Consider the following 22,615-nt stretch of genomic DNA (forward strand, 5'->3'; position numbering starts at 1 on the left):
GGGAAACGGAAGTGGTTCAACACCCCATGGATATCAAGTTCACCAACCGGCTGTCCTACAAACAAGCCCGGCTTACCGTGCTGGTCGGTTTCATTCTGGGCACGCTGCTCAGCCTGCTGCAAATAGGCATCGATTATGCCAGTGAAGACGCCTCCATCAACCGGGAAATACTGTCTTTACTGGAAATCAGCCATAACCCCGCCTCGCGCATTGCCTACAACATCGACGCCGAACTCGCCCAGGAACTGACCTTGGGCCTGCTGCGCTCACCGGCGATCATCGGCGCGCAACTGACCGACAACAACGGCACCGTGCTGGCCAGCGTCAAGCGGCCTGGCGTGCAGAGCGGCTATCGGGTGATCAGTGACTTCCTGTTCGGAGCCGACCGCGCGTTCGAAGACCGTCTGTATCTGGATCACTTGCCGAGCGAATCCCTCGGCACACTGCGTCTGGATGTCGACACCTATTCATTTGGCAACCGGTTCCTGCGCCGGGCCGAAATCACCCTGCTCAATGGGTTCGCCCGCAGCCTGCTCCTGACCGGCATCCTGCTGGCGTTGTTCTACGTGATGCTGACCAAACCGCTGGTGCGAGTCATCCGCGAACTCAGCAGCCGCGATCCGCGCAGCGTCGAACCGACCTGGCTGGAGTACCCGGCGGGCCATGAAAACGATGAGATCGGTGTGCTGGTCAAAGTTGCAAACCAGCAGTTTGAAAACATCGCTACCGAAATCCAGCAGCGACGTAACGCCGAAAACCGCCTGACCGACTACCTTGGGCAACTGGAAAACATCGTGTCTGCGCGCACCGCAGAACTCAAGGCGATCAACACCCGGCTCAGCCAGTCCAATCAGGAACTGGAAGTCGCACGCAGCACGGCCCTGGACATGGCGGAAGCACGCTCGGTGTTCCTCGCCAACATGAGCCACGAAATCCGCACACCCCTCAATGGATTGCTGGGGATGATCGCCCTTTCCCTCGACGGCCCGCTGAATGCCGAGCAACAGCAACAACTGTCCATCGCCCATGACTCGGGCAAAGTGCTGGTGGAATTGCTCAACGATATTCTCGACCTGTCGAAATTCGATGCCGGCCAGCTCGAGCTCGAACACATTCCGTTCGACCTCGGCTCACTGATCGAGGACACCGCCAACCTGCTGTCGCAGAACGCGGCGCCCAGCGTCGAGCTGACGTGCCTGATCGATCCGGCTTTTCCGGCGCTGGTGCTCGGCGATCCGACTCGCGTGCGGCAGATCGTCAGCAATCTCTTGTCCAACGCGCTCAAGTTCACCCGGTTCGGTCGGGTCGATGTGCGCCTGTCGACCTTCGAAGAAGGCGTCAGAATCGAAGTCTGCGATACCGGCATCGGTATCGCCCAGGACGCTCAGGTCAAGATCTTCCAGCCCTTTACCCAGGCCGGCGCGGGTATTACCCGACAATTCGGCGGCACCGGGCTGGGGCTGGCGTTGACCTACAACCTTTGCGAAGCCATGGAGGGGCGCCTCACCATCAGCTCGGAAGCGGGTTTCGGCAGCCAGTTCTGCGCCGATCTGCCACTGCCTTGCCACACCCGCGCCCTGCCACCGGCGACACTGCGCGGCAAGGTCATCGCGATTACCGCTGCCAGCAGCGGCCTGGCAGAGCTGTTGAAAAGCCTGTTGCCGGGATGGGGACTCGATTACCAGCAACGCTCGATCGATGACTCAATGATTGGTCTGAAGCCCGACATGGTGATCACCGATTGTCCGGAATGCCTGTTTGGCCTGCGCCCCAACTGCACCGCGCCCATTTTGCTGGTGACCGCTTATGGCAGTTTCATGCCCAGCGAACAGGCCAGCGCCCTGGCCCCCCTGCAACAACAGGCGCGGCCGTTGGCACGTAATGCGCTTTACCAGACACTGCGGCGAATCCTGCAACCGGAAGTCAACATCCTCAACGATGCACGCCTGGAAGCCCTCTCACCTCAGCGACGCGGTCGGGTACTGCTCGTGGAGGACAATCCGGTGAATCAGTTGGTGGCCAAGGGCATGCTCGGAAAACTCGGCTGCGAGGTGATTGTCGCGGCTCACGGCGGTGAAGCGCTGGATCAACTGGAACACAGTGAGTTCGATCTGGTGCTGATGGACTGCAACATGCCGGTGATGGATGGCTACGAAGCCAGTCGGCAAATCCGTCGCAGCGGGCGCTGGCCGCAGTTGCCCATCGTCGCCCTGACCGCCAACGCCATGTCCGAGGAGCGCGAACGCTGCCGTGCGGCGGGCATGAGCGATTACCTGGCCAAACCCTTCCGGCGCGAAGAACTGGCTGCGCTACTGGATTTATGGATGCCGACTACGACAACGACCTGATCTGCCCCAGCAGGTGATCGAGGCCATCGCGCAAATCATTGAGCCGGTCCAGATCGACGCCGCTGTCGCACAGCAGGCGAGCCTTGAGCGGTCCGACCTGATCACGCAATGCCTTGCCGGTTGGCGACAGGCTCAGGTGCACCTCGCGCTCATCCCGCGCCGAACGTTGGCGCTGAACCAGTTGCAACTGCTCAAGTCGCTTGAGCAGCGGCGTCAACGTGCCGGAGTCCAGCGCCAAACGCTCGCCCAGCGCCTTTACCGTAGGTTGATCAGGTGCTGCCTCCTGCCATTCCCACAACACCAGCATCGCCAGGTATTGCGGATAGGTCAGGCCGAGCTGATCAAGCATTGGCTTGTAGGCACGGATCACCGCCCGCGAGGCGGCGTACAGTTTGAAGCAGAGTTGGCTGTCGAGCTTCAGGGAATCGACGGACAAGGTGTTCATTTGAGCAGGGCTTCGATCTCGCGGCTCAGGTCCTGCGGCTTGGTCGCCGGAGCGAAACGCTTGACCAGTTGGCCGTCCTTGCCGATCAGGAACTTGGTGAAGTTCCACTTGATGCCTTGGGAACCCAGCACACCCGGCGCACGTTTTTTCAACTGCACGAACAGTGGGTGGGCGTCGGTGCCGTTAACGTCGATCTTTTTGAACAACGGGAAACTGACACCGTAGTTCAGCTCGCAGAACTCGGAAATCGCCCCTTCGTTACCCGGCTCCTGCTTGCCGAACTGGTTGCAGGGAAAACCGAGCACCACCAGGCCCTGGTCCTTGTAGGTCTGCCACAGCTCCTCGAGGCCTTTGTATTGCGGAGTAAAGCCGCATTTGCTCGCGGTGTTGACCACCAGCACCGCTTTGCCGGCGAAGTCAGCCAGGGTCTTTTGCTCACCCTTGATGGTGGTGCACGGGATGCTCAGCAGGTTGTCGCTCATGATGTGCGCTCTGATGTGAAGGAATATGAGGCAAACATAGCGAGCAATTGAATTGTGTGCAATTTAATTAATAGGTATGACGGATCACTGAACGACAGTTGGCGCAGGAGCTGCCGAAGGCTGCGATCTTTTGATCTTGATCTTCGGCAATCGCGAGAAAACCAAGATCAGGAGATCGCAGCCTTCGGCAGCTCCTACAGGGGTCGCATTACGAGCGCGGCACCAGGTCCAGGCACACCGAGTTGATGCAATAACGCAAGCCTGTCGGCGGCGGACCGTCCGGGAATACGTGCCCCAGGTGCGCATCGCATTTGGCGCAGACCACTTCGGTGCGGATCATGCCGTGGCTGACGTCACGGATCTCGACCATGGCGCTGTCGCCGATCGGGGCATAGAAGCTCGGCCAGCCGCAACCGGAATCAAATTTGGTCTTGGAGTCGAAAAGCGGCTCGTTGCAGCAGATGCAGTGGTAAATACCGTCGATCTTGCTGTCATTGTATTTGCCGGAAAACGGGCGTTCGGTGCCCTTGAGGCGGCAAACGTTGTATTGCTCCGGATCGAGCATCGCCCGCCATTCTTCCAGGGTTTTTTCCAACTTTTCCATCATCACACCTCGGCAGCTGAAAAAGCCCGATCTGTACCTTTTCCACGGATCGGGCGGCACGTATGATTGCGCCTCGTCAAACGCCAGTCTGGCAGCCAGACCACGCGCATTCAAACGGATTTATGAGTGCTGCCTCTCAAGGCGTCAGCCTGTGTGAATACGCAGGATTCCCAGTACGGTGGTTCAGACGCCGCCTGGATCGTTCATTTTCGGGAACACATCGCCATGCAGGTCAGCAAATCGAACAAGCTCGCCAACGTCTGCTACGACATTCGCGGCCCAGTGCTCAAGCACGCCAAACGCCTGGAAGAGGAAGGCCATCGCATCCTCAAGCTGAACATCGGCAATCCGGCGCCTTTTGGTTTCGAAGCGCCGGACGAAATCCTCCAGGACGTGATCCGCAACCTGCCGACGGCCCAGGGCTACAGCGACTCCAAGGGCCTGTTCAGTGCGCGTAAAGCCGTCATGCAGTACTACCAGCAGAAGCAGGTAGAAGGCGTCGGCATTGAAGACATCTACCTGGGCAACGGCGTTTCCGAACTGATCGTGATGTCGATGCAGGCCCTGCTCAACAACGGCGACGAAGTGCTGGTGCCGGCTCCCGACTATCCGCTGTGGACTGCCGCCGTGAGCCTGTCCGGCGGCAACCCGGTGCATTACCTGTGTGACGAACAGGCCAACTGGTGGCCGGACCTGGCCGACATCAAGGCCAAGATCACCCCGAATACCAAGGCGCTGGTGATCATCAACCCGAACAACCCGACCGGCGCGGTGTATTCCAAGGAAGTGCTGCTGGGCATGCTGGAGCTGGCCCGTCAGCACAATCTGGTGGTGTTCTCCGATGAGATCTACGACAAGATCCTGTACGACGACGCCGTGCACATCTGCACCGCTTCGCTGGCGCCGGACTTGCTGTGCCTGACCTTCAACGGCCTGTCCAAGTCCTATCGCGTCGCCGGTTTCCGTTCCGGCTGGATTGCCATCTCCGGGCCGAAACACCACGCGCAAAGCTACATCGAAGGCATCGACATGCTGGCGAACATGCGTCTTTGCGCCAACGTGCCGAGCCAGCACGCGATCCAGACCGCCCTCGGCGGCTACCAGAGCATCAATGACCTGGTGCTGCCGCAAGGGCGCCTGCTGGAACAACGCAACCGAACCTGGGAATTGCTCAATGACATTCCCGGCGTGAGCTGCGTCAAGCCGATGGGTGCACTGTATGCGTTCCCGCGCATTGACCCGAAAGTCTGCCCGATCCACAACGACGAAAAATTCGTGCTCGACCTGCTGCTGTCGGAAAAGCTGCTGGTCGTACAAGGCACCGCCTTCAACTGGCCATGGCCGGACCACTTCCGCGTGGTGACCTTGCCGCGCGTCGACGACCTGGACATGGCCATCGGACGGATTGGCAACTTCCTCAAATCCTATCGCCAGTAATCGGACTGGCCGCGTGCGACTTTTTAACGAAAGTCGCACGAGGATCAATTCAGCAACATATCTTTACCCCTTGCCGGGCATCCCCGCTTCAATTGTTCACCGACTTCATGTTTCGTGGCTGCGTCCAACAATGGCGGGGCTTGCGATGCGAATCGGCTGACAATCGCTTCCCGTATCCACGTCGGAAATGTCCTGCAAGCGGCTAGACTCTTGCTGTAGGACACAGTTTGAAATAGTCACCCGGTTGAATAGCCCGGTGCAGCACCTTATATACCCCGCAGTACGCTACATCTTTAGCAAAAGGAGATTTCTACAACCATGATGCGCATCCTGCTGTTTTTGGCCACTAACCTGGCGGTCGTGCTGATTGCCAGCATCACCCTGAGCCTTTTCGGCTTCAACGGGTTCATGGCGGCCAATGGGGTTGATCTCAACCTCAATCAGCTGCTGATTTTCTGTGCGGTCTTTGGTTTCGCCGGTTCGCTGTTCTCGCTGTTCATCTCCAAGTGGATGGCGAAAATGAGTACCAGCACCCAGATCATTACCCAGCCGCGCACACGTCATGAGCAATGGCTGCTGCAAACGGTCGAGCAACTGTCCCGCGAAGCCGGGATCAAGATGCCGGAAGTCGGGATTTTCCCGGCCTACGAGGCGAACGCCTTCGCCACTGGCTGGAACAAGAACGACGCACTGGTCGCGGTCAGCCAGGGCTTGCTCGAACGATTCTCGCCGGATGAGGTGAAAGCCGTTCTGGCCCACGAAATCGGTCACGTGGCCAACGGTGACATGGTCACCCTGGCACTGATCCAGGGCGTGGTGAACACCTTCGTCATGTTCTTCGCACGGATCATCGGCAACTTTGTCGACAAGGTGATCTTCAAGAACGAAGAAGGCCAGGGCATCGCCTACTACGTGGCGACCATTTTCGCCGAACTGGTCCTGGGTATTCTCGCCAGCGCCATCGTCATGTGGTTCTCGCGTAAACGTGAATTCCGTGCGGATGAAGCCGGTGCTCGCCTGGCGGGCACCAACGCGATGATCGGCGCGCTGCAACGCCTGCGCGCTGAACAAGGCCTGCCGGTGCATATGCCGGACACCCTGAGCGCGTTTGGTATCAACGGTGGCATCAAACAAGGGTTGGCTCGCATGTTCATGAGCCACCCGCCGCTTGAAGAGCGTATCGACGCACTGCGTCGTCGGGGCTGAGCGGTTCCGCAATAAAGAAAAGGCCCGCAGTGATGCGGGCCTTTTTTTGTCTGTCTGAATTGTGTGGTGCTGACACTGGCCTCATCGCCGGCAAGCACAATCAACACAACTTAATGACTGGAAACCCGATAAACCCGTTCCTCAAGCCGCGTCACGCCGCTCTCGATGAACTTCCAGCTCTCACCCAGGACATCCTGGTCTTCCAGAATCTTCAGCGACCACACCGCGCCGAACAACCGTTGCACTTCATCATCAGGCACGGCAAACGGCGGCCCGTCTTTTTGCGCCTGGTCGTAATCCAGCGTGATCAAAAGCCCCAAAGTGTCTTTCGGCAGAATCCGGTTCAGATGAGCCGCATATTGCTCTCGCATCTTCGGTGGCAAGGCTATCAACGCTGCGCGGTCGTACAGAGCGCTGCAATCGGCAACATCGCCGGCAGTCAGGGCGAAGAAATCACCACACCAGATCTCGATCGACCCCGCCCGATACACCGTAAAAGGCCCTTGATCGCTGACATCCGGATCAAATTGGTGCTCGTGGAAAAAGTCTTCCACCGCTTTTTCCGACAACTCGACACCCAACACTTCGTGACCGCATTTCGCCAGCCATAGCAAATCCAGGCTTTTCCCACATAACGGCACCAGTACGCGCGTCCCGTCCTCCAGGCCCAACTGAGGCCAGTACCGTTGCAGATATGGATTCACTTCCGGCAGATGAAAGCCGATCTGATTCGACGTCCACCGCTTGTGCCAAAACTCCGGCTGCATAAATATCTCCGAAAATTCGATCAAAACACCCTAAAACTTATATTAGATTTAGATCAATGATCTGACTGAAGATGACGCCCATCTTAACTCTCAGGAGCTCATTCATGTTGCCCAGCCTGTATATATCCCATGGCTCACCCATGCTGGCCCTGGAACCCGGCGCTAGTGGGCCGGCTCTCGCGCGCCTGGCTGGCGAGTTGCCAAAACCCAGGGCCATCGTGATTGTTTCCGCCCACTGGGAAAACAATGAACTGTTGGTCAGCGGCAATCCGCAACCTGAAACCTGGCATGACTTTGGTGGCTTTCCCAAGGCATTGTTCGAGGTGCAATACCCGGCACCCGGCGATCCACAGTTGGCCGCAGAGGTTGTCCAGTTGCTGAAGCGCAGTGACTTGCCCGCCCGCATCGACACCGAACGACCTTTCGACCATGGCGTATGGGTGCCTTTGTCGTTGATGTACCCGCAAGCCGACATTCCGGTGGTGCAAGTCTCGCTGCCTACACGCGGCGGCCCTGCCCTGCAAACCCGCGTCGGGCACGCACTGAGCAGCCTGCGCGAACAGGGCGTTCTGTTGATCGGCTCCGGCAGCATCACCCATAACCTGCGCGAACTGGACTGGCATGCGGGTCCCGAAAGCGTCGAACCGTGGGCCAGGGAATTCCGCGACTGGATGATCGAAAAACTCGAAGCGAACGATGAAGCCGCGTTGCATGACTATCGTCAGCAAGCACCGAACGCTGTGCGCAACCACCCGAGTGATGAGCATTTGTTGCCGCTGTACTTCGCCCGTGGTGCTGGCGGGACTTTCAGCGTCAGCCATAAGGGGTTCACCATGGGTGCCCTGGGCATGGACATTTACCGCTTCGGATAATGAAAGAACCTGCGGCGGCCAGGCTCAGACCACATCAACGCCGACATGAATCGCATCGTGCCGCCAAAACTCCAGGTCACAATCGATCAGCCGCTCATGCTGGTCGTAATTGACCCGGGCGATGCGCAATCCAGGGCTCCCGACCGACACCCGTAGCGCCGCAGCGGCATCCGCCGACAGCGCCGTCGGCACGATCTCGAAACGCACCCGCCCGTAGTGCAAGTCGTAATGCCGCGCGTACAACTCGGTAATCGACTGATTCAAATCAAACTCCAGGATCCCCGGAAAATACTGCGGATTGAGGTAGTGCTCCACATACAGCACCAGCCGCTCATCAATCCGCCGAGCCCGGCAGACCTGAATCACACTCGACAACGCCGGCAACTGCAGCCAGGCACAGACCGCTGCCGACGCCGGTTGCAGCCGTGCCGAAATCACTTCGGTGGACGGCACCCGCCCCTGAGCGCTGACCATCGCGTGAAAGTGACTGCGCTGCATCAGGTTATAAGCCAGGCGCGGCGGCGACACGAACCAGCCCCGACGCTCCTCGCGATAAATCTGCCCTTGGGCTTCCAACTGCAACAATGCTTCGCGCACGGTTATGCGTGTGGTGCCGAATAACTCACTGAGCTTGCGCTCCGCCGGTAACTTGCTGCCGGGCGCCAGCAGCCCGTGATCGAGTTGTTCCTGAAGAACCTGCCCGATAGCTGTCACCGCTTTGGTTGTCTCGATGCGCATCAACGTTACCTATCTGGACTAGACCAGCACTGTTTCGGGGCGAAACCGTCATTGGAAACGGCTCCTTCAACTATCAGCAAGCCTAGGCACTCCAGATGACTGACAGATGACAAAGGCGCTGAACGGTGCTGTCAGGTGCCTGCAATTTCATGGCCAAGTCCTTTCATATCAGCTCTTTAGCCATGGTCTACGCTTATCCCGAAGCCTGAGCGCTGTTGCACAAAAAATAGAGGCGGACCGCTGATCGACATCAAAATGTCATCAGAGGCGCCTAAATTGGCTCAGGTATTGCTGACCTAGACCAACACCACCGCAATCGCAGCGTTGATAACGACCAAAGGAGCTTCGGAATGAAACAGCTTTTCCTGGCATCACTGTTAGGCTCGACCATTGCCCTGTGCAACGCCGCCATGGCGGCTGATACCGATCTGAAAACCCTGGAAGCCGCTGCGAAAGCGGAAGGTGAGGTCAACAGCGTCGGCATGCCCGACAACTGGGCCAACTGGAAAGGCACCTGGGATGACCTGGCCAAGAACTACGGCCTGAAACACATCGACACCGACATGAGCTCGGCCCAGGAAATCGCCAAGTTCGCCGCTGAAAAAGACAACGCCAGCGCCGACATCGGCGACGTCGGTGCAGCATTCGGCCCGATCGCAGTCAAGCAAGGCGTGGTCCAACCGTACAAGCCAAGCACATGGGCTCAGGTTCCTGACTGGGCGAAGGACAAGGATGGTAACTGGGCACTGGCCTACACCGGCACCATCGCCTTCATCATCAACAAAAAATTGTTGCACGGCTCCGATGCGCCAACCAAATGGGCTGACTTGAAAGACGGTAAGTACAAGGTCTCCATCGGCGACGTGAGCACTGCGGCCCAAGCTGCCAACGGTGTGCTGGCTGCTGCTCTGGCCAACGGCGGCGACGAGAAAAACCTCCAGCCCGCACTGTTGCTGTTCGCCGACATCGCCAAGCAAGGTCGTCTGTCCATGTCCAACCCGACCATCGCCACGATGGAAAAGGGCGAAATCGAAGTTGGTGTGGTCTGGGACTTCAACGGTCTGAGCTACAAGGCGAAGATGGCGAATCCGGATGACTACACCGTACTGATTCCATCCGACGGCTCGGTGATTTCCGGTTACACCACCATCATCAACAAATACGCCAAGCACCCGAACGCCGCCAAACTGGCCCGCGAATACATCTTCAGCGACGCCGGCCAGATCAACCTGGCGCGCGGCAACGCTCGTCCGATCCGTGCCGAACACCTGACATTGCCGGCCGATGTTCAGGCTCAGTTGCTGCCTAACGAGCAGTACAAAAAAGTGACTCCGATCAAGGACGCGGACGCGTGGGAGAAGACCTCCAAGGCCCTGCCGCAGAAGTGGAACGAAGAAGTCATCGTCGAGATGAAATAAAGCTGCAGGAGCCGGCTTGCCGGCGATTGCATCACTGCGGTGCTCCGTCAGACCGCGGCGTATGGATCGCCAGCAAGCCGGCTGCTACACATTTTATCGATCCACCTGTTTCGCGGAGTTCCGCCCTATGAAGCACAACGTCATCCTTGTCGTGCTCGACGGCCTCAATTACGAGGTTGCGCGCCACGCCATGGGGCACTTGCAGGCTTACGTTGGCGCAGGACGCGCGGCGCTCTACAAACTGGAGTGCGAACTGCCGGCCCTGTCCCGCCCACTGTATGAATGCATCCTGACCGGCGTCACGCCGATCGACAGTGGCATCGTCCACAACAACGTCTCGCGCCTGTCCAGTCAGCGCAGCATCTATCACTACGCCACCGATGCCGGTCTTAAAACTGCCGCCGCGGCCTATCACTGGGTGAGCGAGCTGTATAACCGTTCGCCCTTCGTAGCCGCCCGGGACCGTCACACCGACGATCCCGAAATGCCGATCCAGCACGGACATTTCTACTGGAACGACCATTACCCGGATTCGCACCTGTTCGCCGACGCGGAAAACCTGCGCCTGCGGCATGCACCGAATTTCCTCCTGGTACACCCCATGAACATCGACGACGCCGGGCACAAGCACGGCCTCGACACCCAGCAATACCGTAACAGTGCCCGTTCGGCGGACATCCTCCTCGCGGACTACCTGCAAGGCTGGCTCGACGCCGGTTACCAGGTGCTGGTCACCGCCGACCACGGCATGAACAACGATCGCTCCCACAACGGCCTGCTGCCCGAAGAACGCGAAGTACCGCTGTTCGTGCTCGGTGATGCGTTCAGTTTCAACACCAGCGCTGCGCCCAGGCAAACCGAGATCTGCGGCACCGTCTGTGAACTGCTGGGTGTGACCCACGACAAACCTGTGTGCCGGGAGCTGCTCAAGTGAACGCCATGACTCGCGGTAAATGGCTGGCAGCCTTGTGCCTGGTGCCTTTCGCACTGTTCTTTATCGTGTTCGAGATCGCCCCGCTCGTCTGGGTGATGATCAACAGCCTTGAGTCGGAAGAGTCCGGCTGGGGCCTGGCCAACTTCACCCGGATCTTCAGCTCGAAGTTCTACTTGCAGGCGATCCAGTACAGCCTCGAGATCAGCTTCTGGTCCAGCGTGTTCGGGATCATCATCGCGGTGCTTGGTGCGTATTCCCTGCGTCGGGTCGACTCGAAACTGCGCAACTTCGTCAACGCCTTCGCCAACATGACCAGTAATTTCTCCGGCGTGCCCCTGGCTTTCGCGTTCATTATCCTGCTGGGTTTCAACGGCAGCATCACCCTCATGCTCAAGCAGGCCGGGATCATTCAGGACTTCAACCTGTACTCGAAAACCGGGCTGATCATTCTTTACACCTACTTCCAGATTCCCCTGGGGGTGCTGCTGCTTTACCCGGCCTTCGACGCCCTGCGTGAAGACTGGCGCGAGTCCGCCGAACTGCTTGGCGCCAACGGCTGGCAATTCTGGCGACACATCGGTTTGCCGGTGCTGACGCCTGCGCTGCTCGGCACGTTCGTGATCCTGCTGGCGAACGCCCTCGGCGCCTACGCCACCGTGTACGCCCTCACCACCGGCAACTTCAACGTGATGACGATCCGTATTGCGGCGATGGTCTCGGGCGACATTTCCCTGGACCCGAACCTGGCCAGCGCCCTGGCCGTGGTACTGGTGGCGTTGATGACGCTGGTGACCGTCGTGCATCAGTTGCTGTTGAAGAGGAGCTACCATGTCTCGCGCTGAATTGGGCCCGGCCGGTGTTTATCACCGCGTCGTGGTGTACCTGCTGTTTGCCATTCTGTTACTGCCGCTGGTCGGCACCTTTATCTACTCGATTTCCAGCAGTTGGTCGGCAACCATTCTGCCCAGCGGTTTCAGCTTCAAATGGTACGTGCAGTTGTGGAGCGATCCGCGTTTCCTGAGTGCTTTCGGTCAATCGCTGCTGGTCTGCGTCGGTTCGCTGATCCTGGCGGTGGTGCTGATTTTGCCGCTGCTATTCGTGGTGCATTACCACTTCCCGAAACTCGACGCGTGGATGAACATCCTGATCCTGCTGCCCTTCGCGGTGCCGCCGGTGGTGTCGTCGGTGGGGTTATTGCAGCTTTACGGGTCGGGGCCGTTCGCGATGGTCGGCACGCCCTGGATTCTGATCGGCTGCTATTTCACTGTGGCGCTGCCGTTCATGTACCGGGCCATTACCAACAACCTGCAAGCCATCAACCTGCACGACCTGATGGACGCTGCCCAACTGCTCGGTGCCAGCACCTGGCAAGCAGCGTTCCTGGTCGTATTGCCGAACCTGCGCAAGGGTTTGATGGTGGCGTTGCTGCTGTCGTTCTCGTTCCTGTTCGGTGAGTTCGTGTTCGCCAACATCCTCGTCGGCACCCGCTACGAAACCCTGCAGGTCTACCTCAACAACATGCGTAACAGCAGCGGCCACTTCACCAGTGCGGTGGTGATTTCCTACTTCTTCTTTGTGCTGGTTCTGACCTGGGCGGCCAATATCTTGAACAAGGACAAAAGCGAATGAGCTATGTCAGCGTCCAACATCTGCAGAAAAACTACGCCGGCACCACGGTGTTCAGCGACATCAACTGCGAAATCCAGAAGGGTGAATTCGTCACCCTCCTCGGCCCGTCCGGTTGTGGCAAATCCACGCTTCTGCGCTGCATTGCCGGCCTGACATCGGTGGATGGCGGCAAGATCCTGCTCGATGGACACGATCTCGTACCACTGAGCCCGCAGAAGCGCGGGATCGGCATGGTATTCCAGAGCTATGCCCTGTTCCCCAATATGACCGTTGAGCAAAACGTCGCCTTCGGTTTGCGCATGCAAAAGGTCAACAGCGACGACAGCCAGAAGCGCGTTGCCGACGTGTTGAAACTGGTGGAGCTGAATGACTTTGCTGCGCGTTATCCCCATCAGTTGTCGGGGGGGCAATGCCAGCGTGTCGCCCTCGCCCGCTCATTGGTGACTCGCCCACGTCTGTTGTTGCTCGATGAACCGCTGTCAGCGCTCGATGCGCGCATTCGCAAGCACTTGCGCGAACAGATCCGTCAGATCCAGCGCGAACTCGGCCTGACCACGATCTTCGTCACACACGATCAGGAAGAAGCGCTGACCATGTCTGACCGGATTTTCCTGATGAATCAGGGAAAGATCGTACAGAGCGGCGACGCCGAAACCCTGTACACCGCGCCCGTGGATGTTTTTGCCGCCGGTTTCATCGGTAACTACAACCTGCTGGACGCCGACAGCGCCACGAAACTGCTGCAACGACCGATCGCGCATCGCATCGCGATTCGCCCGGAAGCCATCGAACTGAGCCTGAACGGCGAACTCGATGCACAAATACGCAGCCACAGCCTGCTGGGGAACGTGATCCGCTACCGGGTCGAGGCCCGTGGCGTGGAACTGGTGGTGGATGTGCTCAACCGCTCGGCGGCCGATCTGCATCCCGATGGTCAGCGTCTGGCGCTTTCCATCGATCCGACGGCCCTGTGTAAGGTAGCCTGATGCCTTTGCTGATGTTGAAGAGAGAACTGCACTGATGGCCCTGGCAATTTTTGATCTGGACGAAACCCTGATCCACGGCGACTGCGCCACCCTCTGGAGCGAGCAAATGGGCCGCCTGGGCTGGGTCGATCCCGAGTCGTTCATGCGGCAGAACAACGAATTGATGGACGCTTACAGCCACGGCAAGCTGCGCATGGAGGAATACATGACCTTCAGCCTCGAGCCGATGATCGGACGCACGCCGGAAGAGATCGACCATCTGGTGGGGCCGTGGGTGGAAGACTTCATCGAACCGATCATCTTCAGCGACGCCACCAAGGCCATCGCTGCGCACCGTAAGGCGGGTGACCGGATTCTGGTGATCTCGGCGTCGGGTACGCACCTGGTCAGGCCGATTGCCGATCGCTTGGGCATCGACGAGATTCTGGGTATCGAACTGGAGGTGCTGCATGGGGTTTACAGCGGCCACACCGTTGGCACGCTGACCTACCGCGAAGGCAAGATCACGCGCTTGCTGGAATGGCTGGATGCGGAAGAGGAAAACCTGGAAGGCGCGAGTTTCTATTCGGATTCACGCAATGATTTGCCGTTGTTGCTGAAAGTAGAATTCCCACACGTGGTGAACCCCGATCCGGTGTTGCTTGAGCACGCTGAAAAGGCTGGCTGGCCGATCCATACCTGGAAATAAAAGCAAAAGATCGCAGCCCGCAGCAGCGCCTACACTTGAATGACGAACATCCTGTAGGAGCTGCCGAAGGCTGCGATCTTTTCAAAGCATCCCCGATCTCAGGTCAGGCTTTCGTCGATCACCAGCACCAACTTCCCCGCCACCTTATTGGTCGCCAACTCGGCAAACGCCGCTTCCGCATCCTTGATCGGAAAAGTCTTCGCCAACTGCGGACTCAACCGCCCTTCGGCAAACAGCGGCCAGACATGCTGGCTCAAATCGCTGAACAGATCCGCCTTGAACTGATCGTCACGACTGCGCAAAGTCGAACCCAGCAGCTGCACACGCTTGGCCAGCACCTGCGCCAGATCCAGCTTCGCTTCACGGCCACCCATCAAGCCGATCAGCACCCAACGGCCATCGCGGGCCAGCAGTTTCAGGTTCAGTGCGGCGTAGTTACCGCCGACCGGGTCGAGAATCACATCGAACGGCCCCAGGTCGCTCAAGCTTTCAAGTTCGTCGGTGCGTACCGCGCCCCCTTGGGCACCCAGCGCTTCACAGTAAGCCAGCCGCTCGGCAGAACCGACGCTGACCCAGCACGGGCTACCGAACGCCTTGCACAACTGAATGGCGGCTGAACCGATTCCACTTGCTCCGGCGTGCAGCAGAACTTTCTCACCGGGCTTGAGCCCCGCCAGATGAAATAAATTTAACCAAACGGTCGCATAGACTTCGGGTAGCGCTGCCGCCTCTACCAAGGACAATCCTTCGGGCACTGCCAGCACATGCCGTCCGTCGACAACCACCTCTTCGGCCATCCCACCCCCGGCCAGCAAGGCGCAGACCCGATCACCCACCTGCCATGACGACCCCGGGCCGACCTCGCTGATCACCCCGGAACACTCCAGACCCAGTACCTGACTGGCCCCCGGCGGTGGCGGGTAAAGTCCCGCCTTCTGTAACAAATCGGCGCGATTGAGGCCCGCTGCCGCCACCCGAATGCGAACTTGCCCTACATCACATGTAGGACTGGGCTCATCAAGCCACTCCACTTGACCTTCCACGCCTTGCAATGCTTTCACAGTGCCTCCATAGTGAGTCTGGACTGAGCCCGAAGCTGTATCGCCGGGCTTTTTGCATTATGCGACCGGCCCTTGTGGAACCGGCGACTTCAAAGACGGCCTAATATGCGTTATCAATTGTCCCCGCGTCGAATCAGCATGAAGCATCTGTTCCCCAGCACCGCCCTCGCCCTATTTATTGGTATCGGCCTGATGCCGATGTCGAGCAATACGTTCGCAGCCAATAGTTGGGACAAGCTTCAGCCTGATCGTGACGAAGTGATCGCCAGCCTGAATGTCGTCGAGTTGCTCAAGCGCCACCACTACAGCAAGCCCCCGCTCGATGACGCACGCTCCGTGATCATCTACGACAGCTACCTCAAGCTGCTGGATCCGTCGCGCAGCTACTTCATGGCCAGCGACATTGCCGAATTCGACAAATGGAAAACCCAGTTTGACGACTTCCTCAAAAGCGGCGACCTCAATGCCGGTTTCACCATCTACAAGCGCTACCTGGACCGCGTAAAAGCGCGTCTGGACTTTGCCCTTGCAGAGCTGAACAAGGGCGTCGACAAGATCGACTTCACCGCCAAGGAAACCTTGCTGATCGACCGCAAGGACGCTCCTTGGCTCAAGTCCACCGCAGAGCTCGACGACCTGTGGCGCAAACGCGTCAAGGACGAGGTTTTGCGGCAGAAGATCGCGGGCAAGGACTCCAAGCAGATCCAGGAAACCCTGACCAAGCGCTACAAGAACCAATTGGCACGTCTGGACCAGACCCGCGCGGAAGACATCTTCCAGGCCTACATCAACACTTTCGCCATGTCCTACGACCCGCACACCAATTATCTGTCGCCGGATAACGCGGAAAACTTCGACATCAACATGAGCCTGTCCCTCGAGGGCATCGGCGCCGTGTTGCAGAGCGACAACGATCAGGTGAAAGTCGTGCGCCTGGTGCCTGCGGGCCCGGCCGACAAGACCAAGCAGGTCGCACCGGCCGACAAGATCATCGGCGTTGCCCAAGGCAACAAAGAGATGGTCGACGTGGTTGGCTGGCGCCTCGACGAAGTGGTCAAGCTGATCCGTGGTCCGAAAGGCACCGTGGTGCGACTGGAAGTCATCCCGGCCAGCAATGCGCCGAACGACCAGACCTCCAAGATCGTGCCGATCACCCGCGAAGCGGTGAAGCTTGAAGACCAGGCTGTCAAGAAGTCGGTCCTCAACCTGAAACAGGACGGCAAGGACTACAAGCTCGGCGTCATCGAGATACCGGCCTTCTACCTGGACTTCAAGGCCTTCCGTGCCGGCGATCCTGACTACAAGAGCACCACGCGCGACGTCAAGAAACTGCTGACCGAGCTGCAGAAGGACAAAGTCGACGGCGTGGTCATCGACCTGCGCAACAACGGCGGCGGTTCCCTGCAGGAAGCCACCGAGCTGACCAGCCTGTTCATCGACAAAGGTCCGACCGTTCTCGTGCGTAACGCCGACGGCCGGGTCGATGTGCTGGAAGATGAAAATCCGGGCGCGTTCTACAAAGGCCCGATGGCGTTGCTGGTCAACCGCTTGTCCGCCTCGGCTTCGGAGATTTTTGCCGGCGCCATGCAGGACTACCACCGCGCGCTGATCATTGGCGGCCAGACCTTCGGCAAAGGCACCGTGCAGACCATTCAGCCGCTGAACCATGGCGAACTGAAACTGACCCTGGCCAAGTTCTATCGGGTTTCCGGTCAGAGCACGCAGCATCAAGGCGTTCTGCCGGACATCGATTACCCGTCGATCATCGACACCAAGGAAATCGGCGAAAGCGCCCTGCCGGAAGCCATGCCGTGGGACACCATCCGCGCGGCGATCAAGCCGGCGAGCGATCCGTTCAAACCGTACATCACCCAGCTCAAATCCGAGCATGACGTGCGCACGGCCAAGGATGCGGAGTTCGTGTTCATCCGCGACAAACTCGCCCTGGCGCAGAAACTGATGGCGGAAAAAACCGTCAGCCTCAATGAAGCCGATCGTCGTGCACAACATACCGATATCGAAGCCAAGCAGCTGGTGATGGAAAATATCCGTCGCAAGGCCAAAGGCGAAGAGCCGCTCAAAGAGCTGAAGAAAGAGGACGAAGACGCACTCGCGGCCGAGCCGGACAAGACCAAGCCAGAAGACGATGCCTACCTGAGCGAGACGGGTCGGATTCTGTTGGACTACCTGAAACTCAATACCGCAGTCGCCAAGCACTGAGTGGTGACAAGCAAGATGATGGCAATTTAATGCTGACGCTCCCGTAGCGTCATCAAACAGTCATCATTCTGTCGTGAAATAAAGGACTGGGAGCCTCTTTTTATCCAAGAGCGCTCCCAGTCCTTTTTTTATCGCCAGAGATCGCCATGACCACTACCGAACAGCTGGGTGCGTTGAGTTCAATACTGACTCAAAGCGGTTTGCACAGCCTGTTCCAGCCAATCATTTCGCTCTCTGAACGACGAATTATCGGCTACGAAGCCCTCAGCCGCGGCCCCTCCAACAGCCCGTTGCACTCGCCTGTCGCCTTGTTCGCCGTCGCCCGCCAGGCCGGCCGTTTGAACGAGCTGGAAATTGCCTGTCGCGAGAGCGCTTGCCGACGGTTCAATGAACAGCAACTGCCCGGCAAACTGTTTCTCAACGTATCGCCGGAATCCCTGCTCGAAGCCGCCCACCAGCCGGGTCGAACCCTGCAACTGCTACAGGATTTCGGCATACCGCCCAGCCAGGTGATTATCGAACTCACCGAACAGACCCCGATCGATGATTTCCAGCTGCTGCAAAACGCGCTGCACCACTATCGGGCAATGGGTTTCTCCATTGCACTGGATGATTTGGGGGCGGGTTATTCGAGCTTGCGCCTGTGGTCCGAGCTGCGGCCTGACTATGTGAAGATCGATCGGCACTTCATCGACGGTATTCATCAGGATGCACTCAAGCGCGAATTTGTCGGATCAATCATGCAAATCGCCAAAGCCTCCCGGGCGCAAGTGATTGCCGAAGGTATCGAACTGCCTGAGGAACTGGCCATATTGACCGATATGGGCGTCGATCTGGTCCAGGGCTATTTGCTCTGTCGGCCCCAGGAACATCCGCCCCGGGATGCTCGAAGCCTGATGCCCAAGCAGGACAGCTCCGCCGTGGCGCTGAATGACGAAGGCAGTGACCTCAGTGCCCTTTTGAAGGATCAGCCAGCGGTCGCGCGGGATACGCCGACCGCGACGGTACTGGAAGCCTTCCGTCGCCAGGCCAACCTGAACTCGCTGGCGGTGCTCGACGAACACGGCCATCCCTGCGGCATCGTTCACAGGCATTCGCTCTCGGACGCCCTGCTCAAACCCTTTGCCACCGACCTGTTCGCCCGCAAGCCCATCAGCCGCTTGATGAACGATGACTTTCTCGCCGTCGAGATGAGCCAGTCGCTGCAACAGGTCAGCCGCCTGATCACCAGCCGCGCCCGACAACGCATTGAAGAAGACTTCATCATTACCCTGAACGGCGGGTATCTGGGGTTGGGTCGGGTGATCGACGTACTGAAGCTGATTACCGAACTGAAGATCCAGCAGGCCCGCTACGCCAATCCGCTGACCCTGCTACCGGGCAACGTACCGATCCAGCAGTGCCTGACGCGCCTGCTGCAACAGCAACGGGAATCGGTGATCTGCTATGTGGACATTGACAGTTTCAAGCCCTTCAACGACATCTACGGCTACGGTCGTGGGGATGAAGTCCTGCTGTGCCTGGCGCAATGCCTGAATGATCGCGTCGACCCTTCCCGCGACTTTGTCGGCCATATCGGCGGCGATGATTTCCTGCTGGTGCTCGGCCCGGAAGACTGGCGTAAACGCTTGAACCAGTTGCTCGACGATTTCCAGAGCCAGTGCCGGCGCTTCTACCGCAGTGAACATCTGGAGGCAGGCTGCTTCATCGCCCCGAACCGCCAGGGTGTGCGGCAGGAATTTGCGCTGCTGTCACTGTCGATCGGCGTGGTGCATTTACATCCACAGGCCTGTGGACAACTCGATGCGAGCCAGTTGGCGGAAATGGCGTCGCAGGCCAAGCATCACGCGAAGAATGTGCCGGGGTACAGCGTGCATGTGATTGACAGTTTGGCGCTGCCTGCGCGAGAGGATGAAGTGCTGATGGGGCAGCGATGACTGGGCGTAAGCCTTCGCGGGCAAGCTCGCTCCCACAGGGTTTGGTGTCGAACGCAACATTCACCATCGACACAAGAACTGTGGGAGCGTGGCTTGCCCGCGAAGGCGTCAGACCGGCCGACTCAGATCAAGAGGTTCACCCTTAACCGCGAGACGCCAACTCTTTCAGCTTCATCTCAGCCAACGGATGCCCGGCCTTCGCGGCCATTTCCCAAAATCGCGCCGCTTCAACCGGATCCGGCGCCTTGCTCGCCGTCCCGGCCAGGCAGATCACGCCCACCTGATACGCCGCCTTGCCATCCCCCGCCAACGCCGCCAGGCGCAGCAAGCGAACGCCTTCCTCACGAGCCCCCAGGCCAACGCCGCGAAAGGCCAGGATGTGGCCATAGAAGCTTTGAGCACTGACGTCACCCAGATTGGCCATGCGTGCGAACTGGCCTTCGAGCCAGCGCCAGCCACGGGGCTGGCGCACGAACCATGTCCAATGAAACAACCTGCGGGCCAACCAGTAACCGGCTCGCGCCTTGAGCTTTAAAAACACTCAGGCTTCCGCCGATTCGGGGTATTCGTATTCGAAGACTCGCACCACTTCCGAGGCATGCCACGAGGCGGCAGCAACACCATCGGACGGCCCGGAGAAACGCCCCAGGCGCTCGACACATTCGAAGAACCCAGTGCGCGGCAGGCGACTGGCGCCCTGACTGATCACCAGCGAGCTGCGCAATGGCTGCTCGGCCTTGGCGTCCAGTGCGGCCAGGTGTTCAAGGGCGGCGGTCAGGGTTTGCATTGCCGGCGTGGGCAATTGCAAACGCTCGAGCAGCGCTCGATAGGTCAATAAATGGCGCTGGCGGCGCGCCTGATCCAGCTCGCCCAGCAACCCGTCCCAATGTTGACGACTGATGCGTACGCTCACGATTCTTCCCTCCACCCTGGCACCGTCAATTCCCAGGCCAGGCTGCGGCGAATCGCAGCGTCGGGTTGACGCTCACCACTTTCGATCAAGGCCAGATAAGACGGGCTGATGCCTACCGTGCGGGCGAGCGCCTCAATGGCGATGCCCTTCCCTTCGCGCAAACTGCGTAGTTGATCCAGACCTGGAAGAATCTGGTCTGGTGCTGCGGCGTGACGCACTGGCGCGTCAGGTGCCGGTTGTTCATTGATGCCTGCTGCTTTCAGTAGAGCCTGATACTGAGCCCACGGCAGAACCGCATATTCGGGCTCGCCTTCGCGTGTGATTATCTGAATATCCATGACTTCCCCGTAGGACAACGACACTTAGCGAGTCGGCGCTTTTCCCTAGAAGTGTAATCCTAACAGCGGCCAAGGTCGCGGGGGTATGAATATAGGGATGATCCTGAATCGGCTCAGTTTTTTTTCGGTCCCTGAAGCTGAAGTTGCTCCGGGGTGTCGGGCAGTCGCTCGACCACCGCGAGTTTTTCCGGCAACTGGCGGTTGCGCCATGCGCGGAAAGCATTGAGCTCGTCATCGAGGACTTTCATCAGCCAGGCGAGCACGGCGATATCATCGAGCATGCCAAACACCGGGATGAAATCCGGAATCGCATCCACCGGGCTCAGGAAGTACATAAGGCCTGCCACCACCGAGATCAGCGCTTTCGGGCTGATGGCGCGGTACTCGCCACGCCAGTACGCCAGGCACAGCGCCTGCAGCAGGCGCAGGTCGTCTTTGAGCTTGCCCAATCGGTTGCCTTGGCTGGCGCCTTTGCTGGCCACCGCGAACAACAGCGTCGGCAATCGTCCGCGAGCGAGCAGGCGGCCGGCCAATGGCAGGAAACGAGCGAAATTCCAGGGTGCTTTCATCATTCCTCCCACTGAAATGTTATCCACACAAATTGTGGATAACCTTGTGAACAGACCTGCATTTCACGGCTGAAAGCCCCGTTTCATAAGGGCTTTGCTCAGATCGGGCGTTTTTTACTCACATAAAAAAACCCAAGATTTCATTGACTTGGCGCTCTGACGCGGTTAGCGCTGGCGTCCTCAATGGCTATGACTCCAGCGTACCGCGTCCGTTCGCTTTGTTTACCCTCACCAACCGCCAGATGCAACAACGCCCCGCATAAGCGAGGCGTTGTTGTCAGAGCAGACGCTGATTACTTCGCGGCGTCGTCTTGCTTGGCTGGATCCTTGATCGCCAGCAGTTCCAGGTCGAATACCAGCACCGAGTTGGCTGGAATCGCCGGGCTTGGGCTTTGGGCGCCGTAAGCCAGTTCGCTAGGGATGTACAGTTTGTACTTCTCGCCAACGTGCATCAGTTGCAGGCCTTCGACCCAACCCGGAATCACGCCGCTAACCGGCAGATCGATCGGACTGCCGCGCTCGACGGAGCTGTCGAAGACGGTGCCGTTGGTCAGGGTGCCGGTGTAGTGAACAGTCACCACGTCAGTCGGCTTAGGCTGTGGGCCATCCGCTTTTTTGATCACTTCGTATTGCAGGCCCGAAGCAGTGGTGGTGACACCGGCTTTCTTGGCGTTGTCTTCGAGGAATTTCTTGCCGGCGGCTGCCGACTCTTCACTCATTTTGGCCATGCGCTCTTCAGCGCGCTTTTGCAGCGCGGCGAAGGCTTCGACGAGTTCTTCGTCCTTCAGCTTCTGTTCTTTCTTGCCGACGGCATCTTCGATGCCCTGGGCTACGGCTTTGGAGTCCAGGTCATCCATGCCTTCCTGAGCCAGGCTCTTGCCCATGTTCAGGCCAATCCCGTAGGAAGCTTTTTGCGCCGGGGTTTTCAGCTCTACGCTGGTCTGCGAATCACAACCCGCAAGTACCAGGCTAACCAGGGCCACCGCCGCCGCCAACCGATGCTGTTTCATGCTATTTCCTTGT

The 22,615-nt window shown here is 58.8% G+C and carries 23 protein-coding genes; 12 read left to right on the forward strand and 11 right to left on the reverse strand.

Going from position 1 to position 22,615, the window contains the following annotated elements; translation table 11 throughout:
- Positions 1–26 precede the first annotated feature (26 nt).
- Complete coding sequence (locus B723_RS28260) at positions 27–2,348, forward strand: hybrid sensor histidine kinase/response regulator (protein WP_017337386.1); 2,322 nt, start codon at positions 27–29, stop codon at positions 2,346–2,348.
- On the opposite strand, the gene B723_RS28265 is transcribed toward B723_RS28260, so the two are convergent.
- The 3 genes from B723_RS28265 to msrB all read right to left on the reverse strand — a co-directional run bounded on the left by B723_RS28265 (position 2,332) and on the right by msrB (position 3,879).
- The gene (locus B723_RS28265) at positions 2,332–2,793 is read right to left on the reverse strand and encodes a MarR family winged helix-turn-helix transcriptional regulator (RefSeq protein ID WP_017337385.1); all 462 of its coding nucleotides are present in this window, start codon (positions 2,791–2,793) and stop codon (positions 2,332–2,334) included. The two genes, B723_RS28260 and B723_RS28265, sit on opposite strands and share 17 nt — an antisense overlap.
- On the reverse strand, positions 2,790–3,275 hold the full coding sequence (locus B723_RS28270) for a glutathione peroxidase (protein ID WP_017337384.1): 486 nt from the start codon (positions 3,273–3,275) through the stop codon (positions 2,790–2,792). Before B723_RS28270 ends, B723_RS28265 begins: the two co-directional genes overlap by 4 nt.
- A 208-nt stretch (positions 3,276–3,483) precedes the next feature.
- On the reverse strand, positions 3,484–3,879 hold the full coding sequence (gene msrB, locus B723_RS28275) for a peptide-methionine (R)-S-oxide reductase MsrB (protein WP_031318585.1): 396 nt from the start codon (positions 3,877–3,879) through the stop codon (positions 3,484–3,486).
- A gap of 225 nt (positions 3,880–4,104) precedes the next feature.
- On the opposite strand from msrB, the gene B723_RS28280 reads away from it, so the two are divergent.
- Both B723_RS28280 and htpX read left to right on the forward strand, forming a co-directional pair.
- The gene (locus tag B723_RS28280; RefSeq protein ID WP_008030363.1) at positions 4,105–5,316 is read left to right on the forward strand and encodes a pyridoxal phosphate-dependent aminotransferase; all 1,212 of its coding nucleotides are present in this window, start codon (positions 4,105–4,107) and stop codon (positions 5,314–5,316) included.
- Positions 5,317–5,634: 318 nt separating this feature from the next.
- Positions 5,635–6,522, forward strand: coding sequence for a protease HtpX (gene htpX / locus B723_RS28285; RefSeq protein WP_017337381.1), 888 nt, complete (start codon positions 5,635–5,637; stop codon positions 6,520–6,522).
- 110 nt (positions 6,523–6,632) lie between these two features.
- Here htpX and B723_RS28290 read toward each other — a convergent pair whose 3' ends face one another.
- Positions 6,633–7,289: a thiopurine S-methyltransferase gene (locus B723_RS28290; RefSeq protein ID WP_017337380.1), complete on the reverse strand. Its 657-nt coding sequence runs from the start codon at positions 7,287–7,289 to the stop codon at positions 6,633–6,635.
- 104 nt (positions 7,290–7,393) lie between these two features.
- On the opposite strand from B723_RS28290, the gene B723_RS28295 reads away from it, so the two are divergent.
- Positions 7,394–8,161, forward strand: a complete 768-nt coding sequence (locus tag B723_RS28295) for a DODA-type extradiol aromatic ring-opening family dioxygenase (RefSeq protein ID WP_017337379.1) — start codon at positions 7,394–7,396, stop codon at positions 8,159–8,161.
- A 24-nt stretch (positions 8,162–8,185) separates the two neighbouring features.
- Here B723_RS28295 and B723_RS28300 read toward each other — a convergent pair whose 3' ends face one another.
- Positions 8,186–8,899, reverse strand: a complete 714-nt coding sequence (locus B723_RS28300) for a UTRA domain-containing protein (RefSeq protein WP_017337378.1) — start codon at positions 8,897–8,899, stop codon at positions 8,186–8,188.
- 350 nt (positions 8,900–9,249) lie between these two features.
- Between B723_RS28300 and B723_RS28305 the strand changes: the two genes are divergently transcribed.
- From B723_RS28305 to B723_RS28330, 6 genes are all read left to right on the forward strand, one after another.
- Complete coding sequence (locus B723_RS28305; protein ID WP_017337377.1) at positions 9,250–10,317, forward strand: ABC transporter substrate-binding protein; 1,068 nt, start codon at positions 9,250–9,252, stop codon at positions 10,315–10,317.
- 127 nt (positions 10,318–10,444) lie between these two features.
- Positions 10,445–11,251 carry an alkaline phosphatase family protein gene (locus B723_RS28310; RefSeq protein ID WP_017337376.1) on the forward strand — a complete coding sequence of 269 codons (807 nt, stop codon included), beginning with the start codon at positions 10,445–10,447 and terminating at the stop codon, positions 11,249–11,251.
- A 5-nt stretch (positions 11,252–11,256) separates the two neighbouring features.
- Positions 11,257–12,093 (forward strand): ABC transporter permease, encoded by an 837-nt coding sequence (locus tag B723_RS28315; protein ID WP_162491084.1) that lies wholly within the window; start codon positions 11,257–11,259, stop codon positions 12,091–12,093.
- Positions 12,080–12,880, forward strand: a complete 801-nt coding sequence (locus B723_RS28320; protein ID WP_017337374.1) for an ABC transporter permease — start codon at positions 12,080–12,082, stop codon at positions 12,878–12,880. Before B723_RS28315 ends, B723_RS28320 begins: the two co-directional genes overlap by 14 nt.
- The gene (locus tag B723_RS28325; protein WP_017337373.1) at positions 12,877–13,866 is read left to right on the forward strand and encodes an ABC transporter ATP-binding protein; all 990 of its coding nucleotides are present in this window, start codon (positions 12,877–12,879) and stop codon (positions 13,864–13,866) included. Before B723_RS28320 ends, B723_RS28325 begins: the two co-directional genes overlap by 4 nt.
- 34 nt (positions 13,867–13,900) lie before the next feature.
- Positions 13,901–14,554 carry an HAD family hydrolase gene (locus B723_RS28330; RefSeq protein WP_017337372.1) on the forward strand — a complete coding sequence of 218 codons (654 nt, stop codon included), beginning with the start codon at positions 13,901–13,903 and terminating at the stop codon, positions 14,552–14,554.
- 98 nt (positions 14,555–14,652) lie between these two features.
- On the opposite strand, the gene B723_RS28335 is transcribed toward B723_RS28330, so the two are convergent.
- On the reverse strand, positions 14,653–15,615 hold the full coding sequence (locus tag B723_RS28335; RefSeq protein ID WP_017337371.1) for a zinc-binding dehydrogenase: 963 nt from the start codon (positions 15,613–15,615) through the stop codon (positions 14,653–14,655).
- Positions 15,616–15,753: 138 nt separating this feature from the next.
- Here B723_RS28335 and B723_RS28340 point away from each other — a divergent pair, with 138 nt between their 5' ends.
- Positions 15,754–17,835 (forward strand): carboxy terminal-processing peptidase, encoded by a 2,082-nt coding sequence (locus tag B723_RS28340; protein WP_162491070.1) that lies wholly within the window; start codon positions 15,754–15,756, stop codon positions 17,833–17,835.
- Between the two features lie 146 nt (positions 17,836–17,981).
- Positions 17,982–19,772 (forward strand): bifunctional diguanylate cyclase/phosphodiesterase, encoded by a 1,791-nt coding sequence (locus B723_RS28345; RefSeq protein WP_017337369.1) that lies wholly within the window; start codon positions 17,982–17,984, stop codon positions 19,770–19,772.
- A 142-nt stretch (positions 19,773–19,914) separates the two neighbouring features.
- Here B723_RS28345 and B723_RS28350 read toward each other — a convergent pair whose 3' ends face one another.
- The 5 genes from B723_RS28350 to B723_RS28370 all read right to left on the reverse strand — a co-directional run bounded on the left by B723_RS28350 (position 19,915) and on the right by B723_RS28370 (position 22,602).
- Positions 19,915–20,313, reverse strand: coding sequence for a hypothetical protein (locus tag B723_RS28350; RefSeq protein ID WP_017337368.1), 399 nt, complete (start codon positions 20,311–20,313; stop codon positions 19,915–19,917).
- A complete protein-coding gene (locus B723_RS28355) occupies positions 20,314–20,685 on the reverse strand; it encodes a hypothetical protein (RefSeq protein ID WP_003223109.1) in 372 nt (123 codons plus the stop codon).
- Complete coding sequence (locus tag B723_RS28360) at positions 20,682–21,023, reverse strand: helix-turn-helix domain-containing protein (RefSeq protein WP_017337367.1); 342 nt, start codon at positions 21,021–21,023, stop codon at positions 20,682–20,684. The genes B723_RS28355 and B723_RS28360 overlap by 4 nt, the downstream gene beginning before the upstream one ends.
- Before the next feature lie 113 nt (positions 21,024–21,136).
- Positions 21,137–21,592, reverse strand: coding sequence for a YkvA family protein (locus B723_RS28365; protein WP_017337366.1), 456 nt, complete (start codon positions 21,590–21,592; stop codon positions 21,137–21,139).
- Positions 21,593–21,885: 293 nt separating this feature from the next.
- A complete protein-coding gene (locus B723_RS28370) occupies positions 21,886–22,602 on the reverse strand; it encodes an FKBP-type peptidyl-prolyl cis-trans isomerase (RefSeq protein WP_017337365.1) in 717 nt (238 codons plus the stop codon).
- Positions 22,603–22,615 lie beyond the last annotated feature (13 nt).

This window comes from Pseudomonas fluorescens NCIMB 11764 (assembly GCF_000293885.2).
Lineage (GTDB): Bacteria > Pseudomonadota > Gammaproteobacteria > Pseudomonadales > Pseudomonadaceae > Aquipseudomonas > Aquipseudomonas fluorescens_B.